Origin of the sequence: Pediococcus acidilactici (assembly GCA_024970065.1) — a bacterium.
GTDB classification, from domain to species: Bacteria; Bacillota; Bacilli; order Lactobacillales; family Lactobacillaceae; genus Pediococcus; species Pediococcus acidilactici_A.
In genome coordinates, this window is record CP103908.1 from 1,442,015 (window position 1) to 1,459,200 (window position 17,186).

At 44.7% G+C, this 17,186-nt stretch carries 13 protein-coding genes; 2 read left to right on the forward strand and 11 right to left on the reverse strand.

Annotation, left to right across the window (positions count from 1 at the left end; all coding sequences use genetic code 11):
* Positions 1-171: 171 nt before the first annotated feature.
* The 11 genes from rlmD to NYR25_06885 form a co-directional block, all read right to left on the reverse strand.
* Positions 172-1,539 carry a 23S rRNA (uracil(1939)-C(5))-methyltransferase RlmD gene (gene rlmD / locus NYR25_06835; GenBank protein UWF33308.1) on the reverse strand — a complete coding sequence of 456 codons (1,368 nt, stop codon included), beginning with the start codon at positions 1,537-1,539 and terminating at the stop codon, positions 172-174.
* 256 nt (positions 1,540-1,795) lie between these two features.
* Positions 1,796-2,794, reverse strand: coding sequence for a diacylglycerol kinase (locus tag NYR25_06840; protein UWF33309.1), 999 nt, complete (start codon positions 2,792-2,794; stop codon positions 1,796-1,798).
* A 27-nt stretch (positions 2,795-2,821) separates the two neighbouring features.
* Positions 2,822-4,249, reverse strand: a complete 1,428-nt coding sequence (gatB, locus tag NYR25_06845; GenBank protein ID UWF33310.1) for an Asp-tRNA(Asn)/Glu-tRNA(Gln) amidotransferase subunit GatB — start codon at positions 4,247-4,249, stop codon at positions 2,822-2,824.
* Positions 4,249-5,709: an Asp-tRNA(Asn)/Glu-tRNA(Gln) amidotransferase subunit GatA gene (gatA, locus tag NYR25_06850; GenBank protein UWF33311.1), complete on the reverse strand. Its 1,461-nt coding sequence runs from the start codon at positions 5,707-5,709 to the stop codon at positions 4,249-4,251. Before gatA ends, gatB begins: the two co-directional genes overlap by 1 nt.
* Positions 5,709-6,023 carry an Asp-tRNA(Asn)/Glu-tRNA(Gln) amidotransferase subunit GatC gene (gatC, locus tag NYR25_06855; protein UWF33312.1) on the reverse strand — a complete coding sequence of 105 codons (315 nt, stop codon included), beginning with the start codon at positions 6,021-6,023 and terminating at the stop codon, positions 5,709-5,711. Before gatC ends, gatA begins: the two co-directional genes overlap by 1 nt.
* Before the next feature lie 19 nt (positions 6,024-6,042).
* The gene (locus NYR25_06860) at positions 6,043-7,200 is read right to left on the reverse strand and encodes a CamS family sex pheromone protein (GenBank protein UWF33313.1); all 1,158 of its coding nucleotides are present in this window, start codon (positions 7,198-7,200) and stop codon (positions 6,043-6,045) included.
* Between the two features lie 69 nt (positions 7,201-7,269).
* Positions 7,270-9,543, reverse strand: a complete 2,274-nt coding sequence (gene pcrA / locus NYR25_06865; protein ID UWF33314.1) for a DNA helicase PcrA — start codon at positions 9,541-9,543, stop codon at positions 7,270-7,272.
* A 91-nt stretch (positions 9,544-9,634) separates the two neighbouring features.
* Entirely contained in the window at positions 9,635-10,774 is a 1,140-nt protein-coding gene (locus tag NYR25_06870; protein UWF33315.1) for an ATP-grasp domain-containing protein, read from the reverse strand.
* A 33-nt stretch (positions 10,775-10,807) separates the two neighbouring features.
* Positions 10,808-11,380, reverse strand: coding sequence for a xanthine phosphoribosyltransferase (locus NYR25_06875; GenBank protein UWF33316.1), 573 nt, complete (start codon positions 11,378-11,380; stop codon positions 10,808-10,810).
* A 20-nt stretch (positions 11,381-11,400) separates the two neighbouring features.
* Positions 11,401-12,042, reverse strand: a complete 642-nt coding sequence (locus tag NYR25_06880) for a glycoside hydrolase family 73 protein (GenBank protein UWF33317.1) — start codon at positions 12,040-12,042, stop codon at positions 11,401-11,403.
* Between the two features lie 101 nt (positions 12,043-12,143).
* A complete protein-coding gene (locus NYR25_06885; protein ID UWF33318.1) occupies positions 12,144-12,752 on the reverse strand; it encodes an ECF transporter S component in 609 nt (202 codons plus the stop codon).
* A 408-nt stretch (positions 12,753-13,160) separates the two neighbouring features.
* Between NYR25_06885 and NYR25_06890 the strand changes: the two genes are divergently transcribed.
* Together NYR25_06890 and NYR25_06895 are read left to right on the forward strand one after the other, a co-directional pair.
* Positions 13,161-16,007, forward strand: a complete 2,847-nt coding sequence (locus tag NYR25_06890; protein UWF33319.1) for a DEAD/DEAH box helicase — start codon at positions 13,161-13,163, stop codon at positions 16,005-16,007.
* A gap of 46 nt (positions 16,008-16,053) precedes the next feature.
* The gene (locus NYR25_06895) at positions 16,054-17,172 is read left to right on the forward strand and encodes a DUF4767 domain-containing protein (GenBank protein UWF33320.1); all 1,119 of its coding nucleotides are present in this window, start codon (positions 16,054-16,056) and stop codon (positions 17,170-17,172) included.
* Positions 17,173-17,186: the final 14 nt, after the last annotated feature.

Sequence of the window (17,186 nt, forward strand, 5' to 3'; positions counted from 1 at the left end):
CCACAAAATGCATATGTGGTGAAAACACTGTAAAAACAAGGGCTTTCACGTTTTTTAACGACATAGCACTGTGACGCTCTCAACGGTTCGGACCCTGCCAATCACTCGTCGCCTTGCTCCTCTTTCTTGGAGTCCTATCGCATGGAACGTCTCTAGCAATCTCTTCGTCGACTAACTCCTCGACATTACTGTGACGCTCTCAACATGCGGCGTCTGCGGGAACTGGTCCACCGGCGTGATTGGTTGATCCACCTTGTAGCCTTGAGCTTGGAACCGGTCGATGTCCCGGACCAGCGTTGCCGGATTACAGCTGACGTAAACCACCCGTTTAGGAGCCATTGCCACGGTTGCGTCAATCACACTTTCGTCAAGGCCTTTGCGTGGCGGATCCACTACCACAACGTCTGGTTGCATCCCTTCAGCTTGCCACTTCGCCATTTGGTCTTCCGCCTTGCCGACTACAAACTTAACGTTCTTAGCTTGGTTTTGAACGGCGTTAACCTTCGCGTCCTGGACGGCTTCCTTAACAATTTCGACTCCGTAAACTTTCTTGGCGGCTTGTGCCATCGCTAGGGAAATCGTTCCAATTCCACTATAAACGTCCAAGACCGTTTCTTTACCAGTTAAGCCGGCTTTTTCAATTGCTAGCTGATAGAGCTTCTCGGTTTGCACCGGGTTAACCTGGTAGAAGGAATGTGCTGAAATGATGAATTTTTGCCCCAACAGTTCGTCATGAATGACTGATTCACCAGCTAACAGGCGATCTTCCTTCCCCATAATAACGTTAGTCTGCTTAGGGTTAATATTTTGAATTACGCTAACTACCCCATCAATTTGATGAATAGCTGCAGCAATTTCGTCTAAATGCGGAACTGAGCTGGTGTGGGTGATCAACACCACCATAATTTCACCCGAACGCCGGCCCCGACGGACCATGATATTCCGTACTACGCCGCGTTGGTTAATTTCGTCGTAGGGTTCAATTTGGTACTCGCGTAAAATGTCCCGAACTTGGAGGATTACTTGGTCAATTACCGGGTCTTGAATGTAAAAATCTTCAATCGGCACTAAATCATGTGAGCCACGCTTGAAAAAGCCGGTCGCTAACTGTCCCTTAATCTTTCGAACCGGAACCTGCGCTTTATTTCGGTATCCCGTTGGATTTTCCATCCCGACCGTCTCCGCAACTTCAATTTGTTCCAAGTGAGACTTTTGTAGCAGATTCTTAATTTGAGTTTGCTTAAATTTTAATTGCGCGGGGTACGCAATGTGTTGCAAGGGCGCGATTCCCGTTTGCGTATACGTAGCATCGTTTCCCGCGACTCGGTCGGGGCTTTCTACTAGAACCTTTTCCACCCGGCCAAATGCAAAATTTTTCTGCACTTTAGTGATTTTGACTTGAATTTGTTCGCCTGGGATGCTGTCGGCAATGAAAATTGGAAAATGCTCGATTTTAGCTACGCCCATCCCTTGATAAGTTAAGTCGGTAATGTCGACCGTATACGTTTGGTTCTTTTCTACTGGTGCTTTAATTTTCATTGATTTCCCCTTATTGATAATCTAATAAACAGAGTGGGACAAAAGCCGAGTAGCTTGTGAGCATTAACCGGAAATCGCCGGTTCCGACTAATGTTGCCGGAATTACTGATTTCGGGTTAAGCAGAGCAAACTGACTTTTGTCCCACATTTTAGCTTCATTTAAGTTAATAGTCCAAAACGCTTTTTAATACTTTATAAACCCTTGAAAAATACTTTTGATTTTTTCGGTCTGTTAATGCATGACAATTAGAAGTAATCACTCCTGATTGCCATCCTGTGGTAAGTTTTGAACTTCAGCAACAAATTGTTCTTCAACTTGACGATATTCATCGTCTTCCGGTTCGCTGACCGGGACGCTATCTAAATTAGTAAACATGTCGATATGCCGTTTCAGGTTCTTAAAAACCATCGGGGCGTCGCCACCATATTCGCCATCTAGGTTGACCATGACCCGTTCATTAACCGGATTAACGACCACTTTGCGCGCCTTCCGGTAAATAATCCGCGGGTCGTCAACGTGCTTGCCGTTAAGCGCCTTGACCATCAAGTGTAACAGGTCAGGCAAACTGCTAGATTTCACGATGATCATGGTGAATTTCCCGTCATCTAATGAAGCATCGGGCACAATTTGTTCAAAGCCCCCAATTGAATTGGTTAACGCCAAGAAGAACATGGAAGCTTGTCCATGGAAATGTTCTCCGTCGTACTCAATATCCATCTCGACCGGCTTCACCCGGGGCAACATTTCTGCACCCTTCACAATGTAAGCTAAGTATCCAAAAATACTCTTCAAGTTAGATGGCACGTCGTAGGTCAATTCGGTCAGCAAACCACCCGCTGCGATATTAATAAAGTAGTTATCACCGGCTTTACCAATGTCCATCTTCATCCGTTGGTTTTGGAGCACTACTTTTGCGGCCGCCACCGGATCTTCACGCGGAATCCGCAAAGCCCGAGCGTAGTCGTTGGTGGTTCCAGCAGGGATGATTGCTAATTTAGGACGCCGGTGGAGCGGAGCAATTCCGTTAACCACTTCGTTAATGGTCCCGTCGCCGCCCGCGGCCACGACTAAGTCAAAACCATCTTTAGCAGCTCGGTGCGCTTCGTTTTTGGCAGAATTAGGTTCCGGAGTTGTTGCAAATGCACTGGTCTCATATCCCGCCTTCTCAAATACCGCCAGAATTTCAACTAAATGCTGCTTGATCATTTCCCGACCCGACGTCGGGTTATATATAATTCGCGCACGTTTTCGCATCGCACGTTTTCCTCCGCTTCTATTCCACTAACGAGCGTTGAGCTCTTGCATTAAGATTTTGTTTACCACCTTCGGGTTCGCCTGTCCCTTAGTTTGTTTCATAATTTGGCCCACTAAGAAACCAACGGCCCGGTCTTTTCCGTTCTTAAAGTCAATTACCGATTGTTCGTTATCATCAACTACTTGCGTAATGATTGGCTTCAAAACTGCTGGATCAGAAAGTTGTACCAAGCCCTTTTCCTTTACCCAGCTAACTGGTTCTTCACCCTTAGTAATCGCCTTGAAGACTTTTTTAGCAATCTTCGAAGAAATGGTTTCGTCACTGATCATCTTAACCATGCTAGCAAGGTGTTCTGGAGTAATCTTCGTATCTTGTAAGTCAACTTTTTGATCGTTCAAGTAGGCGTTCACGTCACCCATTAAGTAGTTAGCAACCAACTTAGGGTCCGCATCAAAGGCAATCGCTGCTTCAAAGAAGTCGGACATTTCCTTTGTTTGGGTAAGTACCATGGCATCGTAGTCACTCAAGCCCAGTTCGTTAACGTAACGGGCCCGCCGCTTACCAGGCATTTCAGGCATCTTGTCTTCCACGCTCTTGATCCATTCGTCGCTGATGGTAATACTTGGTAAATCTGGTTCAGGGAAGTAGCGGTAATCGTCCGCACCTTCCTTAACCCGCATTAAGATGGTTTGCCCAGTGGCTTCATCGTAGCGCCGTGTTTCTGGACGCACTTCCCCACCAGATAGCAAAATCTTTTGTTGCCGCTTTTCTTCGTAAGCCAACCCCTTCCGGACGAAGTTAAAGGAGTTGATATTCTTCAATTCGGCCTTGGTACCATAAGTATTTGAGCCTTCCGGACGGATGGAAATGTTAACGTCCACCCGCATGGAACCTTCTTCCATCTTCACGTCTGAAATCCCAGTAAACTGAATCCGTTGCCGGAGTGCTTCCAAATATGCGTAAGCTTCATCTGGTGATTCGATATCTGGTTTAGAAACAATTTCAATTAGCGGGGTTCCCTGCCGGTTCAAATCAACGTAGGAGTATCCGTTAGGATTATGGGTATTTTTACCGGCATCTTCTTCGATATGCATTTCGGCAATTCCGACTTTTTTCTTCTTGCCGTCTACTTCGATTTCAATCCAGCCGTCCGTTCCAATGGGCGTATCCGCTTGGGTAATTTGGTAAGCCTTGGGATTATCCGGGTAGAAGTAATTCTTCCGGTCAAAATGCTGGGTCCGGGCAATGTTAGCATGCAATGCCTTGGCAGCCATCATTCCAGCTTCCACTACCCCTTTGTTAGTTTGGGGCAAAACGCCGGGATATCCCCAGTCAATTACGTTAGTATTTTCGTTCGGCTGATCCCCAAATTCTACGGGTGAAGGACTAAATATTTTGGAATTAGTTTTTAATTCAATGTGGACTTCAAGTCCGATAGTGGTTTTAAAATTCATTATTTGTCCTCCGTTTCAGGGTGTTTTTGGTAAAAATTAGTTGCCGCTTCAAAAGCAGCCCCTGCTTGATACATAGTTTGTTCATCAAATGGTTTAGCAATCATTTGTAAACCAACCGGCATCCCTTCGCTGAAGCCTGCTGGTAATGACATTGCTGGCAATCCCGCTAAGTTAACTGGGATCGTCAACACGTCGTTCATGTACATGGTCGTTGGGTCATCAACTTCCGCACCAATTTTATAAGCTGGAGTTGGTGCAGTTGGTCCAATGATTAAGTCGTAATTTTCGAAAACTTTATTGAAGTCGTCGATGATTAAAGTCCGCACTTGGGCAGCCTTCTTGAAGAATGCATCGTATGATCCAGCTGAAAGTGCGTAAGTTCCTAACATGATTCGGCGCTTAACTTCGTCGCCAAATCCTTCGGAACGAGATTTTACGTAAACGTCTTCTAGGTTCTTTACGTCGTCCGCCCGGTAACCATAGCGAATCCCATCAAAACGTTGCAAGTTGGAAGAAGCTTCTGACGAACCAATGATGTAGTAAGCTGCCACACCATAGTTGCTCCGTGGTAGGGAAACTTCTTCGACCGTTGCCCCTAAATCAGTTAACGTTTGAACGGCTTGCTTGATGGTTGCCTTAACGTCTTCATTAATTCCCTTGCCAAGGTACTCTTTAGGAAGGGCAATCTTCATCCCTTTAATGTCTTGTCCAATCTTAGCCGTGAAATCGGGAACTTCCTTGTCCGAACTGGTAAGGTCCCGTTCGTCCATTCCAGCAATGATGTTCAATAAGGCTGCGTTATCCTTAACCGTTCTCGTCATCGGACCGATTTGGTCTAAACTTGAACCAAATGCAATCAATCCGTAACGCGAAATCCGACCGTACGTTGGTTTTACCCCAACAATTCCGGTATAGGAAGCTGGTTGGCGAATGGAGCCCCCAGTATCTGAACCAAGCGCGGCAATCGAATTACCAGCCGCAACCGTGGTTGCTGAACCACCAGAAGAACCACCGGGAACCTTGGTGTGATCCCACGGGTTCCGAGTCGTGCCGTAGAAGGACGTTTCTGTTGAACCACCCATCGCAAATTCGTCTAGGTTAGTTTTTCCAATGACGATCACGTCGTTAGCCTTTAAACGTTCAATTACCGTCGCGTCGTAAATAGGTGTAAAATTGCTCAACATTTTTGAAGAAGCGGTCGTTTTTAAGCCCTTAGTAACGATATTATCCTTAACGGCAATTGGAATTCCTGCCCACAAGTTGTCCGGGTCAACGCCCTTTTCGTCAATTGCCTGTGCTTGCTTTAAAGCTTCGTCGCGGTTAATGGTAACAAAGTCGTTTAAGACCGCTTGGTCAGCCTCGATTTGGTCTAACATTTGGGATACCAACTCCGTAACGGTCAATTCACGATCTACCAATTTTTGATGGAGTTCGGTCACCGTAATATCAAAAAACTTCATTATGCTTCCTCACTTTCATCAAGAATTGCGGGAACCCGAATGAACCCGTCTTCAGTATCGGGTGCGTTATTTAAGAGTGCATCCTTATCTCCTGAACGAACGGCTTGGTCTTCGCGCATCCGGTTCAATTGATCAGTTACGTTGAACGTTGGTTCCACATTAGTCGTATCGACTTCGTCTAATTGTTCAACTAGGTCGATGATGTCTTCGAATTGGTTTGTAAACTTTTCTAATTGGGCATCATCTAATTTTAATTTAGCCAACGTAGCTACGTGTGCTACGTCGTTTTTGGTAATGTTATTTTCAACTGTCATTGCTTGCTTCCTTTCAGAATTAATAGCTTGTAAAGACGTGCGAGGTAAAGGTCTTTTCCTTCGATGAACGGGATAAGAAACTTTGGACGTCGTCACTCGAACGAATCGTAATGTCGATATTTACCCCACTTGGTAAATATTTCTCCGCCTGGGTCGAAACAAATTGCGTGAAACTGTTGATTTCCGTCTCACTATAGAATTGAGTGGTAATCGTCACACTCATTCCCTGCATCGAATCCCCTTTGTAACGAGCCTTCGCGGTAATTCCACTCAAGTTAGGGAAGAAACTTTCCACTTGGGTTTTGAAATTATCAAAAGCAGTCGAATCGTTATTATTAGGGGTACTTTCGTTATCCCCAATTGGGTAAACCACGTTCTTGTAGTCTAAGTTTTTCCAACTAGCTAACTGATTGCCCTGATTATTAGAATACCGGATAAAGGTTCCCCCGGTCAAACTATCATTAGAGGCTTGTTTATAAACGGCAATCACGATTGGAATATCCTTGAATTCGTCTTTCTTCCGCAATCGTTGTAACACTTCTTTAGCAATTCGTGTACTTTGTTCCTTAATTTCGGCATCCGAAATCTTGGTTTCATATTCCGCACCGTACTGTTTCTTTTGGTAATAATCGACCGTGTTCATTGCCAACCCAATTGTTACACCCTTTAATTTCATGGAGTTACCTGATTTTTGCATGTAGTCCTGTTCTTCAAGAGCTTGCAAATAAATCGGGTTTCGCTTATCAGGGTCCTTAGAACCATTATCCTCCGGGTTGAGGCCATCAGGGTTTTTCTTGGACTTCCGGTCTAACCAACTTTGTACCGTGTCCGAGCTGAGGTATTGCCCCTCTTGGAAGACGTATTTAGATGGCGCGAAAACTTCTTTAGAAACGTCTTGCAGTCCAGTTTCAAAACTCTTGGTGTTGTTTATATTGCCATTTTGGTCCGCAGTTAATCCCCGGGACTTGCTGACCACGTACTTCCCGTTTTTAATCACCCCGGCGTACTGTCCGGAAGAAGAGCCCGTGGTTTGATAAGTTGTCTTTTTATTTTTTTCACCGGTCACGTTATTGGTTGCCGACGACATGGAAGAGTTATTCAACCCCCCACAAGCCGACAAACCGACTCCGAGTAATAACGTGGCAACTAATAAACTGATTTTTTTAGTTACTTTCATAGAAAAGTTCCTCAAACTTTCGTTATATGCCTAATTATACCGCTAAAATAAATCACATCTTGTCTAAGCCTACTTAGTGACCCGCTTAATCGGTGCAAAGGCCGCTAATAGTCGTTTAATTCCCTGATCCTTAAAGGCGATGTCTAATTCTACATCTTCGCCAGTTCCAGAAACTTTGACTACCGTACCAATGCCCCAAGCTTTATGTTGTACTTTGTCACCAGCTGCCCAACTAACCTTTTCTGCGCCAGTTCCTTGGTTGGTAACTGCCTTAGCACGCTGATTACCATAAACACTGGCCGTCGCGCGGGCATTTCGTTCCCGATCAAACGGATACTTGCTTTTATTACCAGAGCTGAAGCTTGGGACCTGTTCGTTTTCGTTTTGCAAGTACTCTGCACTAATTTCTCCAATAAAGCGGGAGGCTGGGTTAGTCTGCGTCCGCCCGTATAACATTCGGGAATAGGCGTTCGTTAAGTATAACTTCTTTTGTGCGCGGGTAATCCCCACGTAAGCCAACCGGCGTTCTTCTTCCAGTTCGTCAGGATCGGTAGCCGCCCTTGATAATGGAAAAACGCCTTCTTCCATTCCCACTAAGAAGACTACGGGGAATTCGAGTCCCTTCGCAGCGTGCAAGGTCATCAACGTTACTGCCGACGGTTCTTCTTCAACGTCGTCTTGGTCAGAAACTAAGGCAAGGTCGGCTAAAAAGTCCACCAACCGTACGTTATCGCCGTTTTCGTCGGCAACTTCGGCCCCTTCCGCATCGTTTTGTTCGTCAAATTGCTTGGTTACCGTCAGGAATTCATTGATATTTTCTAAGCGTGCTTCCGCTTCCATGGTCCGGGTTTGTTCCAAGGCCGCGCGGTAGCCGGTCTTATCTAGTAAAGTTTCCGTCAATTCCGTAATTGAAAGAAATTCAGCCGATTTCCGCAAAGCATCGATTGTCTTGGCAAAATCCTCAATCGCGTTCCGAGTACGTCGGGCAATCCCGTTCGCAATTTGGACGTTACGCGCCGCCTGTAAAAGCGACCAACTATTTTCGTCCGCAAACGCCTGTAGCTTAGCCATTGAAGTTGCGCCAATTCCCCGTTTAGGCTCGTTGATTACCCGTTCAAAACTCATGGAATCCTCTTCGTTAGCAATCAACGTGAGGTAACTTAAAACGTCCCGAATTTCCTTGCGATCGTAGAACTTATGTCCGCCGACCATGGTATAAGGAATGTTGGCCTTCACGAAGGTATCTTCAATTAACCGAGATTGGGCATTCGTCCGGTATAGGATCGCAAAATCGCCATAATCAAAATTATTTTCTTCAATTTGCTTGCGAATCTGTTGGACAATGAAATGGACTTCGTCATTGCCGGTTTGCCCCCGATAGTACGAAATTTTGGCCCCTTCGGCATTATCCGTCCATAGTTGCTTAGGTTTGCGCTCCACGTTGTTAGCGATCACGTCGTTAGCCGCGTTCAAAATGTTTTGGGTAGAACGATAATTTTGTTCCAACATAACCGTGTGGGCGTCGGGATAATCGGATTCAAAATTCAAAATATTTTGCATGTCGGCACCCCGCCAACCGTAAATACTTTGGTCAGAATCCCCCACTACGCATAGGTTTCGGAAGCCCTTAGCCAGCATGGTAACCAATTGATATTGCGCTTGGTTGGTATCCTGGTATTCATCCACGTGAATATAATGGAATTTATTTTGGTAAAATTGCAACGTTTCGGGGCTTTGCTCAAACAACCGAATCGTTTGCATAATTAAGTCGTCAAAATCTAACGCTTGGTTAGCTTTTAAGCGCCGTTGGTATTCGTCATAAATTTTTCCAATCGCTTCATCATGCGGGTTACTTGCATTTTCTTGGTAATCCGCCGGAGTCATTAAATCATTTTTAGCGTTAGAAATCTTTCCCAAGACCGAACGCGGATCGTATACTTTCGGATCATAGTTTAAATCCGCAAGTACGTGCTTAATTAACGTCCGTTGTTCACTAGGATCGGCGATTGAAAAAGCCCGGTTATACCCGATTTGCTCAATATCGCGCCGTAAAATCCGGACACATAACGCGTGAAAAGTGGAAACCCAAATTTCAGATGCCACGTCGCCCAACAAATTAGCAACCCGTTCACGCATCTCGCGAGCCGCCTTGTTGGTAAAGGTGATGGCCAAAATATTCCAAGGATTTACGTCCTTTTCTTCAATTAAATAGGCCACCCGGTGCGTTAACACCCGCGTCTTTCCACTACCAGCACCCGCCATGATTAGCAACGGTCCTTCCGTTGTTTGGACGGCTTGCTGTTGCATATCATTTAGACCTTTTAATAAATTATTTTCAGGCAATTCGTTCAATCCTCTCTATTTTGTAACTAAAAAACAACCACAGACCATTATAGCAAAAAAGCCGGTTCATTAACCGACTTTAAAGCGACTTTTACCAAACATCTGTATTATCAATTTGTTCTTGAATTTGCTTGACGTTGTCGCCATCCGCCAACACGTAGCCCACGTGATTTTCGTCCTTATGTTCACTAACTTGTGGATAAAAATGGAAGTGCCAATTGTCCTTGATTAACCACTGAGTTTTAATTTTTTGCATTTGCGGTTCAGCAACGTTTAACATAATGGTCGGCACTTGGAGCCGAATATCACTAATTACCATGCCGCTAAGGGCCCGCAAAGTTTCCTCGTATACCGTCGTATTCGAAGCCAGGTTAAAGATATTTTGGGAACGGTGAATTCCAGGAATCAACCGTTTTAAGTAAATTTCTCCATCTTGGACGTAGAACACAATGGAGAAGACTCCCACGTATTCAATCGAATTGGCAATCTTGGTTGCTTGTTCTAGTAGGTTATTTTGAATCCGCGGATCAATCTCTACCGGAACCCGAGTTTCTTTCAAGTGGTGGTTTTGGTAAATGTTTTCCACCATTGGGAACATCTTTTGCCGGTGATTTTGGCCCTTTACTACGCTTAGCGCAACTTCGCGACCAGTGTCCGGCCATGATTGGAGCAAATAGGTTCCACGTTCTAGCAACGGAGCCGCTTTAGGGACGTCAATTTCACTTTCTAATAGTAAACTTTGTTCGTTTAACGGATCCTTTAAGATTGGTTGTAGAATTCCCGGATAGCCAATTTCGTTCACCGACTCGTATAAATCATCTAAGTCGACGATCGTCACGTACGGGGCCGTCTTAATCCCGAGTTGTTCCATCGTGGCCTTTTCAATGATTCGATCTTGGTTAAGTTCTAATAGTTGGGTCCCTTGGGGAATGGAAACAAACTGTTGCAAGTACTTAATAATCTTAATATCAACCATTTCAGATTCGTACATCACAATCTTGCAACGTTCCGCAAATCGCTGTAGTTTTTCCCCATCGTTTAAACTTCCCACAAAACTCTTATCGGCATAATGTACCACCTCGTTTTGCTCTGAGGTAACGTAAACGGAAACCTTAAAGCCCATCGACTTGGCGGTTGTCACTAATTGAACACAAGAGCGTCCCTCACCGATAATTCCAATCATATCGCCTGGATAAATAATCTTCTTCGAAGTAATTACCTCATTTTCCACTTTTGATCATCCTGCCTGTTCCTCAATCTCTAATTATTCAAATTCAACTTGTCCATCGTCAGTTAGTGCCTTGATTTTAGCTAAGGATTCTAATTGAACGTGGCGGTCCTTGATGATTTGGCTTCCCTTTTGGAAGGTCTTTTCAATTACGATTCCCACGCCCACAACGTCGATTTTTGCGGCGTCTGCAATATCAAACAACCCCGACACGGCTTGTCCATTAGCTAAGAAGTCGTCAATAATTAGTACCCGATCGCTAGAATCAATGAAGCGTTTAGAAATCGAAATTTGGTTGCTAGTTTGTTTAGTGTATGAATAAACTGACGCAGTATATAAATCATCCTTTAGCGTTAAACTCTTGTGTTTACGCGCAAAAATCACCGGAACGTCCATTGCCAATCCGGTCATCACTGCGGGAGCAATTCCTGAAGATTCTACGGTTAGGATTTTAGTTACCTTTTGGTCCTTAAACAACCGTGCAAATTCTTTTCCAATTTCATACATTAGTTGTGGATCAACCTGATGATTTAAGAAGCCATCAACCTTTAAGACGTTATGTGGTAAAACAATTCCTTCTGATCTAATCTTGTCTTCAAGTAACTTCATCCCGTAACTCCCCCTATTTATTATTTATCATATTGATTTAAATTATACTTTTGAATCAAGTTAATTAACTTGGCTGGATAATCTGGATCCGTAGCATACTGTGCATCGTACAGCGCTTGAGCGGCCTGCTTGTAGTCACTTGCCGTAATTACCGCTTGGTATTGCCGCGGGTTCCAATTAGTCCCGTTAACCAGTAGTAACGAATGATCGCGCATCGACTCTTGCCACGAAGAATAAACTTTAAACCGGGCCGCCACCGTTACCCACTTTCCGTTCACAAATTCCTGCGTTTTAAAGTAACGACTATTTTCGTCCGAGTCACCCTTAATTCCGTAGTAATTATTAAACTTTTTAGATAGCGTACTTTGTCCCCAATCCGATTCTAAAATTGCCTGAGCCATCGTAATGCTCGGCAAAATCCCATATTGCCGCTGCATCTGTTGAGCATACGGCGCAATGGTTTTAATAAATTGTTGGTGACGCTGTGCGGTGGCACTGGTAGTGGTCAAATTATCCGTAACCTGGGTAGCTTCCGTTCGGAGCTTCATTCCCAGTTCAACTACCAAGCATACCACTAAAAGCAACCCGATAATTGACGAAACTTTTAACTGACCTTGTTGATAAAAAAAGTTGTTCTTTCGCCTGCGTTTTTTCTTCGCCACTGGTGGTCAAGACCCTCCATTTTAGTGTACATTCTTAGTTTAACCGAAGCACCTTAAAAATAATAGTCCTGGTTCCCCGAGATTAAATAAAAAATAACTTTTTACTGCTTAAAACGTTGCTGCCCAACTTTGGAGTACTTTAATAACGGAACGGCTAGCAACGGAGCAATAATTCCGGCAGCAATGGCTTCAGGAATTCCATTCACGCCAGCAATGGTTAGTAAATATGGCGTTAACTCTTTTAAATTAAGTGCTGCGTAGACTTGCGAACCGTTATGGTAGAAAACATAAATCAAGCTCAACACCAACACCGTGTTAACTAGTGAACCAATCACGGCGCTGATTAAGAAAGTAACCTGTTGTGGCAGTTTAGTCTTAATTAACCAGTTAACCAGCCATCCGGTGATTACCCCAATTAAGATCCGGGGAACGATTGAAATCAACGGATTAACCATCACGACGTTGCCTAGTGCACTAGAAGTAACGGTAATGGCCCGTAACCAATCAACTAGTCCCCAGATTCCACCAACAATTCCACCATCTACGGGTCCTAAAAGAATTGCCGCTACGATGACCGTGATGTGCATAGTCGTGATTTCTAACATTCCTGCTGGTATATAACCAACTAAAGGAACGTAATTCTGAATAATGACGATTGCTGCAAATAAAGCTAAAATACTAATTTTTCGTGCATGATTTTGCTTTTGCATAATTAAACCCCTCGTTGGAAAAAGATTGGATATATTATAGCACGCGGAGGTGGAAAAACTGGGGACGTTCTTGCTGACCAACCCAAATTACCGCATGCTAATCCCCCAATTTTAGTTACACAGCAAAAACTGCTAAAAGTATGTGCTTAAGCCAAGCAACCAGGATTCTTTTTTGGGGCGGTTTTGTGGATCTAGAACTGGTTAACCAACAGTTTTCATCAGCGTCTGGTTCGTTTAAATCACCGCTCCAACAATCTCCATCACGAAATGCTCTTTAAGTGACAGAACGTGTTCGTCAGTCGCAACTAGCTGAAAGAGGGGTCATTTAAATTAAATTTAACGGTACTTTTTTCCAAAGCGCGGTAAAATACATGTAACATTGACAAATTACGTTTTTAAGGAGCACTTATGAATCTCGAACCTAACTTTAATAATTCCATTTTAGCCGCGCTTAGTAATTACCAATTACCAGCTGAAAATGAGTACCTTCCCCAGCTAATTACTAACCAAAGGGCGGTTAACCTTAAGCTCCATTTAGAACAGGAGCTGCAAAATTGTACTGGTTTTACCCTGGCAGTTGCCTTCATCACGAACGGGGTCCTTACCGATTTAAAGGTGCAATTTGCTGATTTAGCAAGCCAAAATGTTTCTGGTCGGATTTTAACTTCTACCTATTTATATTTTAACCACCCCCACGTGTTCGAAGAGCTATTGAAGATTCCTAACGTAGAGGTGCGGATTATTGACCAACAACAAAACTTTCACGCAAAAGCCTACCTTTTTAATAAGCCGGGGGACTACCAGACCTTTATCCTAGGTAGTTCCAACCTAACCGAGGCAGCGTTAGTTCAAAACTACGAGTGGAACGTTAAACTCACCGCGCACCGTCATGGACAGTTAGCCCGCACAATTAATCACGAAGTGGACCAGCTTTGGCAACGAGCTCGCCCGCTTGATGAGACTTGGATCAGCCAATATAAAGAAGCCTACCAACAAGCTGCCCCCCGGTTAGCAGCGTCCCAGCTAACTCCGCCAACCGCTTCGATTACCCCCAATGCCATGCAAAAGGATGCCTTGGCTTCGTTGAATGAATTGCGGCAAACTGGGGCCCAACGCGGCCTGATCGTTTCCGCCACCGGAACCGGAAAAACTTATCTAGGGGCCTTTGATGTGCAGAACTTTAACCCCCACAAATTTTTATTCGTGGTTCATCGCGAACAAATTTTACGAAAATCTTTGCGTAGCTTTCGCAAAGTACTTGGTGGTCCGGCTAGCGACTACGGAATTCTCTCTGGTAACCAGCACGACACTGATTGTAAATACCTCTTTGCTACTATTCAGACTTTATCGCGTGAGGCAGTACTCCAATCGCTTCCTGCGGATACGTTTGACTACGTTTTAATCGACGAAGCCCATAAGGCCGGCGCCCCAACTTACCAACGGGTACTCAACCATTTCCAGCCTGAGTTTCTTTTAGGCATGACCGCCACCCCAGAACGGACGGATGACTTTAACATTTACGAGCTTTTCGATTACCATATTGCCTATGAAATTCGGCTACAAGCCGCTATCGAGTCCGACATGCTTAGCCAATTCCATTACGTGGGAATTACTGATTACGAATATCAGGGCGAACTAATTGACGAAAAGACTCCGCTACGTCATCTGCTTGCCCAAGAACGAATGGATTACGTGGCTGAACAAATTGATTACTACGGTCATGATGGTGAACAAGTTTATGGCTTGATTTTTTGTAGTCGCCAGGCTGAAGCTGAAGAAGTTGCTCAAATCATGACGGCAAAGGGCCATCCCGCCACCGCCCTCACGGGAAATACTACGGTAAGTGAACGGGAAAAAATCATTCGGCGTTTTGAAAAGGGTGAATTAGAATATTTGGTAACCGTCGACATCTTCAATGAAGGGGTCGACATCCCTAAGGTTAATCAGGTAATCATGTTGCGCAACACCGAGTCTAGCATTATCTTCATTCAACAACTTGGCCGTGGTTTGCGAAAGGCTCCCGGGAAATCTTTTGTAACAATTATTGATTTTATTGGGAACTATAAGAACAACTACCTAATCCCAATTGCGTTGACCGGCGACCAGTCGCTCAACAAAAACCGGTTACGGCAACAAATCGCCACTAGCCAAACCGTGGGCTTATCCTCTATTAACTTTAGTCGGATCGCCAAAGAACGGATCTACCAGTCGATCAACCACAGTAACCTCACCTTACTAGCAACTTTACGCGAAGCTTACCAAGCGTTGAAAAATAAGTTAGGCCGGATCCCCCGGTTGGCCGACTTCCAAAAGTTTGGCTCGGTAGACGGTCAAGTACTAGTGGATAAGTACGAAAACTACCACCAATTTTTAATTAAGATGCATGACGAACAGCCCCTTACTAAATCAGCAGACGCTTTTTTACGCTTGATTTCACGGGAATTCTTAAACGGCATGCGGATTCACGAACTGGTTTTACTCCAACAGTTGCTTAAGCAGCCCCAGTACCCTAAGCAAGCGTTGGTCAACCAACTTCAAGAATTGGGAACCTACACCGATCCAGCAACCTTACAGTCGGTGATCAACCACCTTGATTTAAGCTATTTTCAACCCCGCGACCAGGTTAAGTATGGGCAAATCGCCTGGGTCACCCTACAAGATGGTTACTACCAACTTAACCAGGAGCTTAGTACACTCTACCAACAAAACCCATACTTTAAATCCTTAGTTGACGACGTTCTTCAAGTTGGAATGTGGAATAGCAAGCAATACGATCAACGTTCCAAGTTTACCCTTAACCAGCGTTACACCCGCCGGCACGTCAACCGGCTATTGGGCTGGCCAAAGGATCAGTCTTCGGCAATTTACGGCTACAAAGCTAATCAAGGGAGTTGTCCGCTCTTTGTTATTTATCAAAAAAGGCCCCAATCCCCAGCGGCTGCTCGGCACCAAAACGTTTTTTATAACACCCAGACGTTGAGTTGGTTTACCAAAACGCCTCGCAAGTTGGATTCCAAAGAAGTAGTTCACCTCCTTAAAGGAAATCGGCAACAAACCATTGATTTTCCCCTCTTCGTGAAGAAAAGCGCGGACGAGGGTGCCGACTTCTATTACCTAGGCTTAGTGGACTTTGATTTTCAATCTCTAGAGCAACAAACCCGCTTAATTAACGGCCACGAAAAACCGATTGTTAAAGCTAATTTACAATTACGGACTCCAGTAGACTATCAACTGTATCTAAACTTGATTAATTAAGGTACACTATAAACTGTAAATAATTATTCAGTTTGGAGGAGTAATTTTGCAGAACTTAAACCGTACCTTAGGCTGGCTAGCTAGTGTTGGGGTGGGAACCCTGCTACTAACCGCTTGTGGAAATTCTAATTCACTGTCGTCGCATGCTCACCAAAACACCGCGACCGACATCACTAAACAAACTCAAGGCAGGTCTCACAGTTCCAAAGCGGTCGTCGACAAAGTATGGGACGCTCATAAAGCTACCCAACTTGATCAGCTGATGGATGCTTTTGGACAAACAATGGATCAAAGCTATACTGCTTGCACACCTGGTCATAACACTACTTATGCCGGAATGCACTATCCTGACGACCTTAAGGACCAAAAAACCGCCTTTGATGACCAACAGCTTTCTGCGGGTTGGTCGTCCACCGGAAAAGGGCGTTACCGAGTTAACGTAGTTGCGGTATACGAAGACCCGGGGCAAGGCACCTTGGGCGGTCACGTTTACCTATTTGCTATTAAAGATGGTAAACCCGTTGTGTACCATACTTCCCAAAATCAAGGTATGCCGGACAACCTTACCCATTTCACCACCACTAAAAACCAGACGCTTGCACAAGACTTCGCAAAAATTGTTGCCGGGCAACAACCCACTTTGCCAAGTCAAGCCGCAAAGTCTAAAAAATCAACCTCCAATGCGCCTCACTATACTAAGTTTGTTTTCCCACATTGGATGCAAGGGACTTGGTATACTGCGGACAATGACGGTAAGGTAGAAAAATTAGTCGTTACCGGTAACGTTCTTAATACCAACGGCGAAGTCACCCCTACTTACGACGGCGCGTCCCGGACCGCAGCCGATATGAAAGTGTTAAACGACGGTGGAAAACCCGATCCCGCAAAAACTGACTGGGGCGCTGGAGGGCTAAGTGATCCTGCGCCCTCTTTGTTTGACGACCCTAGTAAGGTTTCACAAGTTGTCAACGTCCGCGGCTGGTACCAAGGAGCTGGCGACGGTACTTACTTCTACACCACTACTGAAAAAGATCACGAACAACCTTTCACCGTGCTTACCGAAGCAGGGGGCGCCGGCATGTGGTTAACTGCCCATTATTACCGGAGCGCCGACCTTGCTAAGCAACATCAAAGTGAACATTACGATACCGATCGTGATAATTAGCACCACTTCATTTT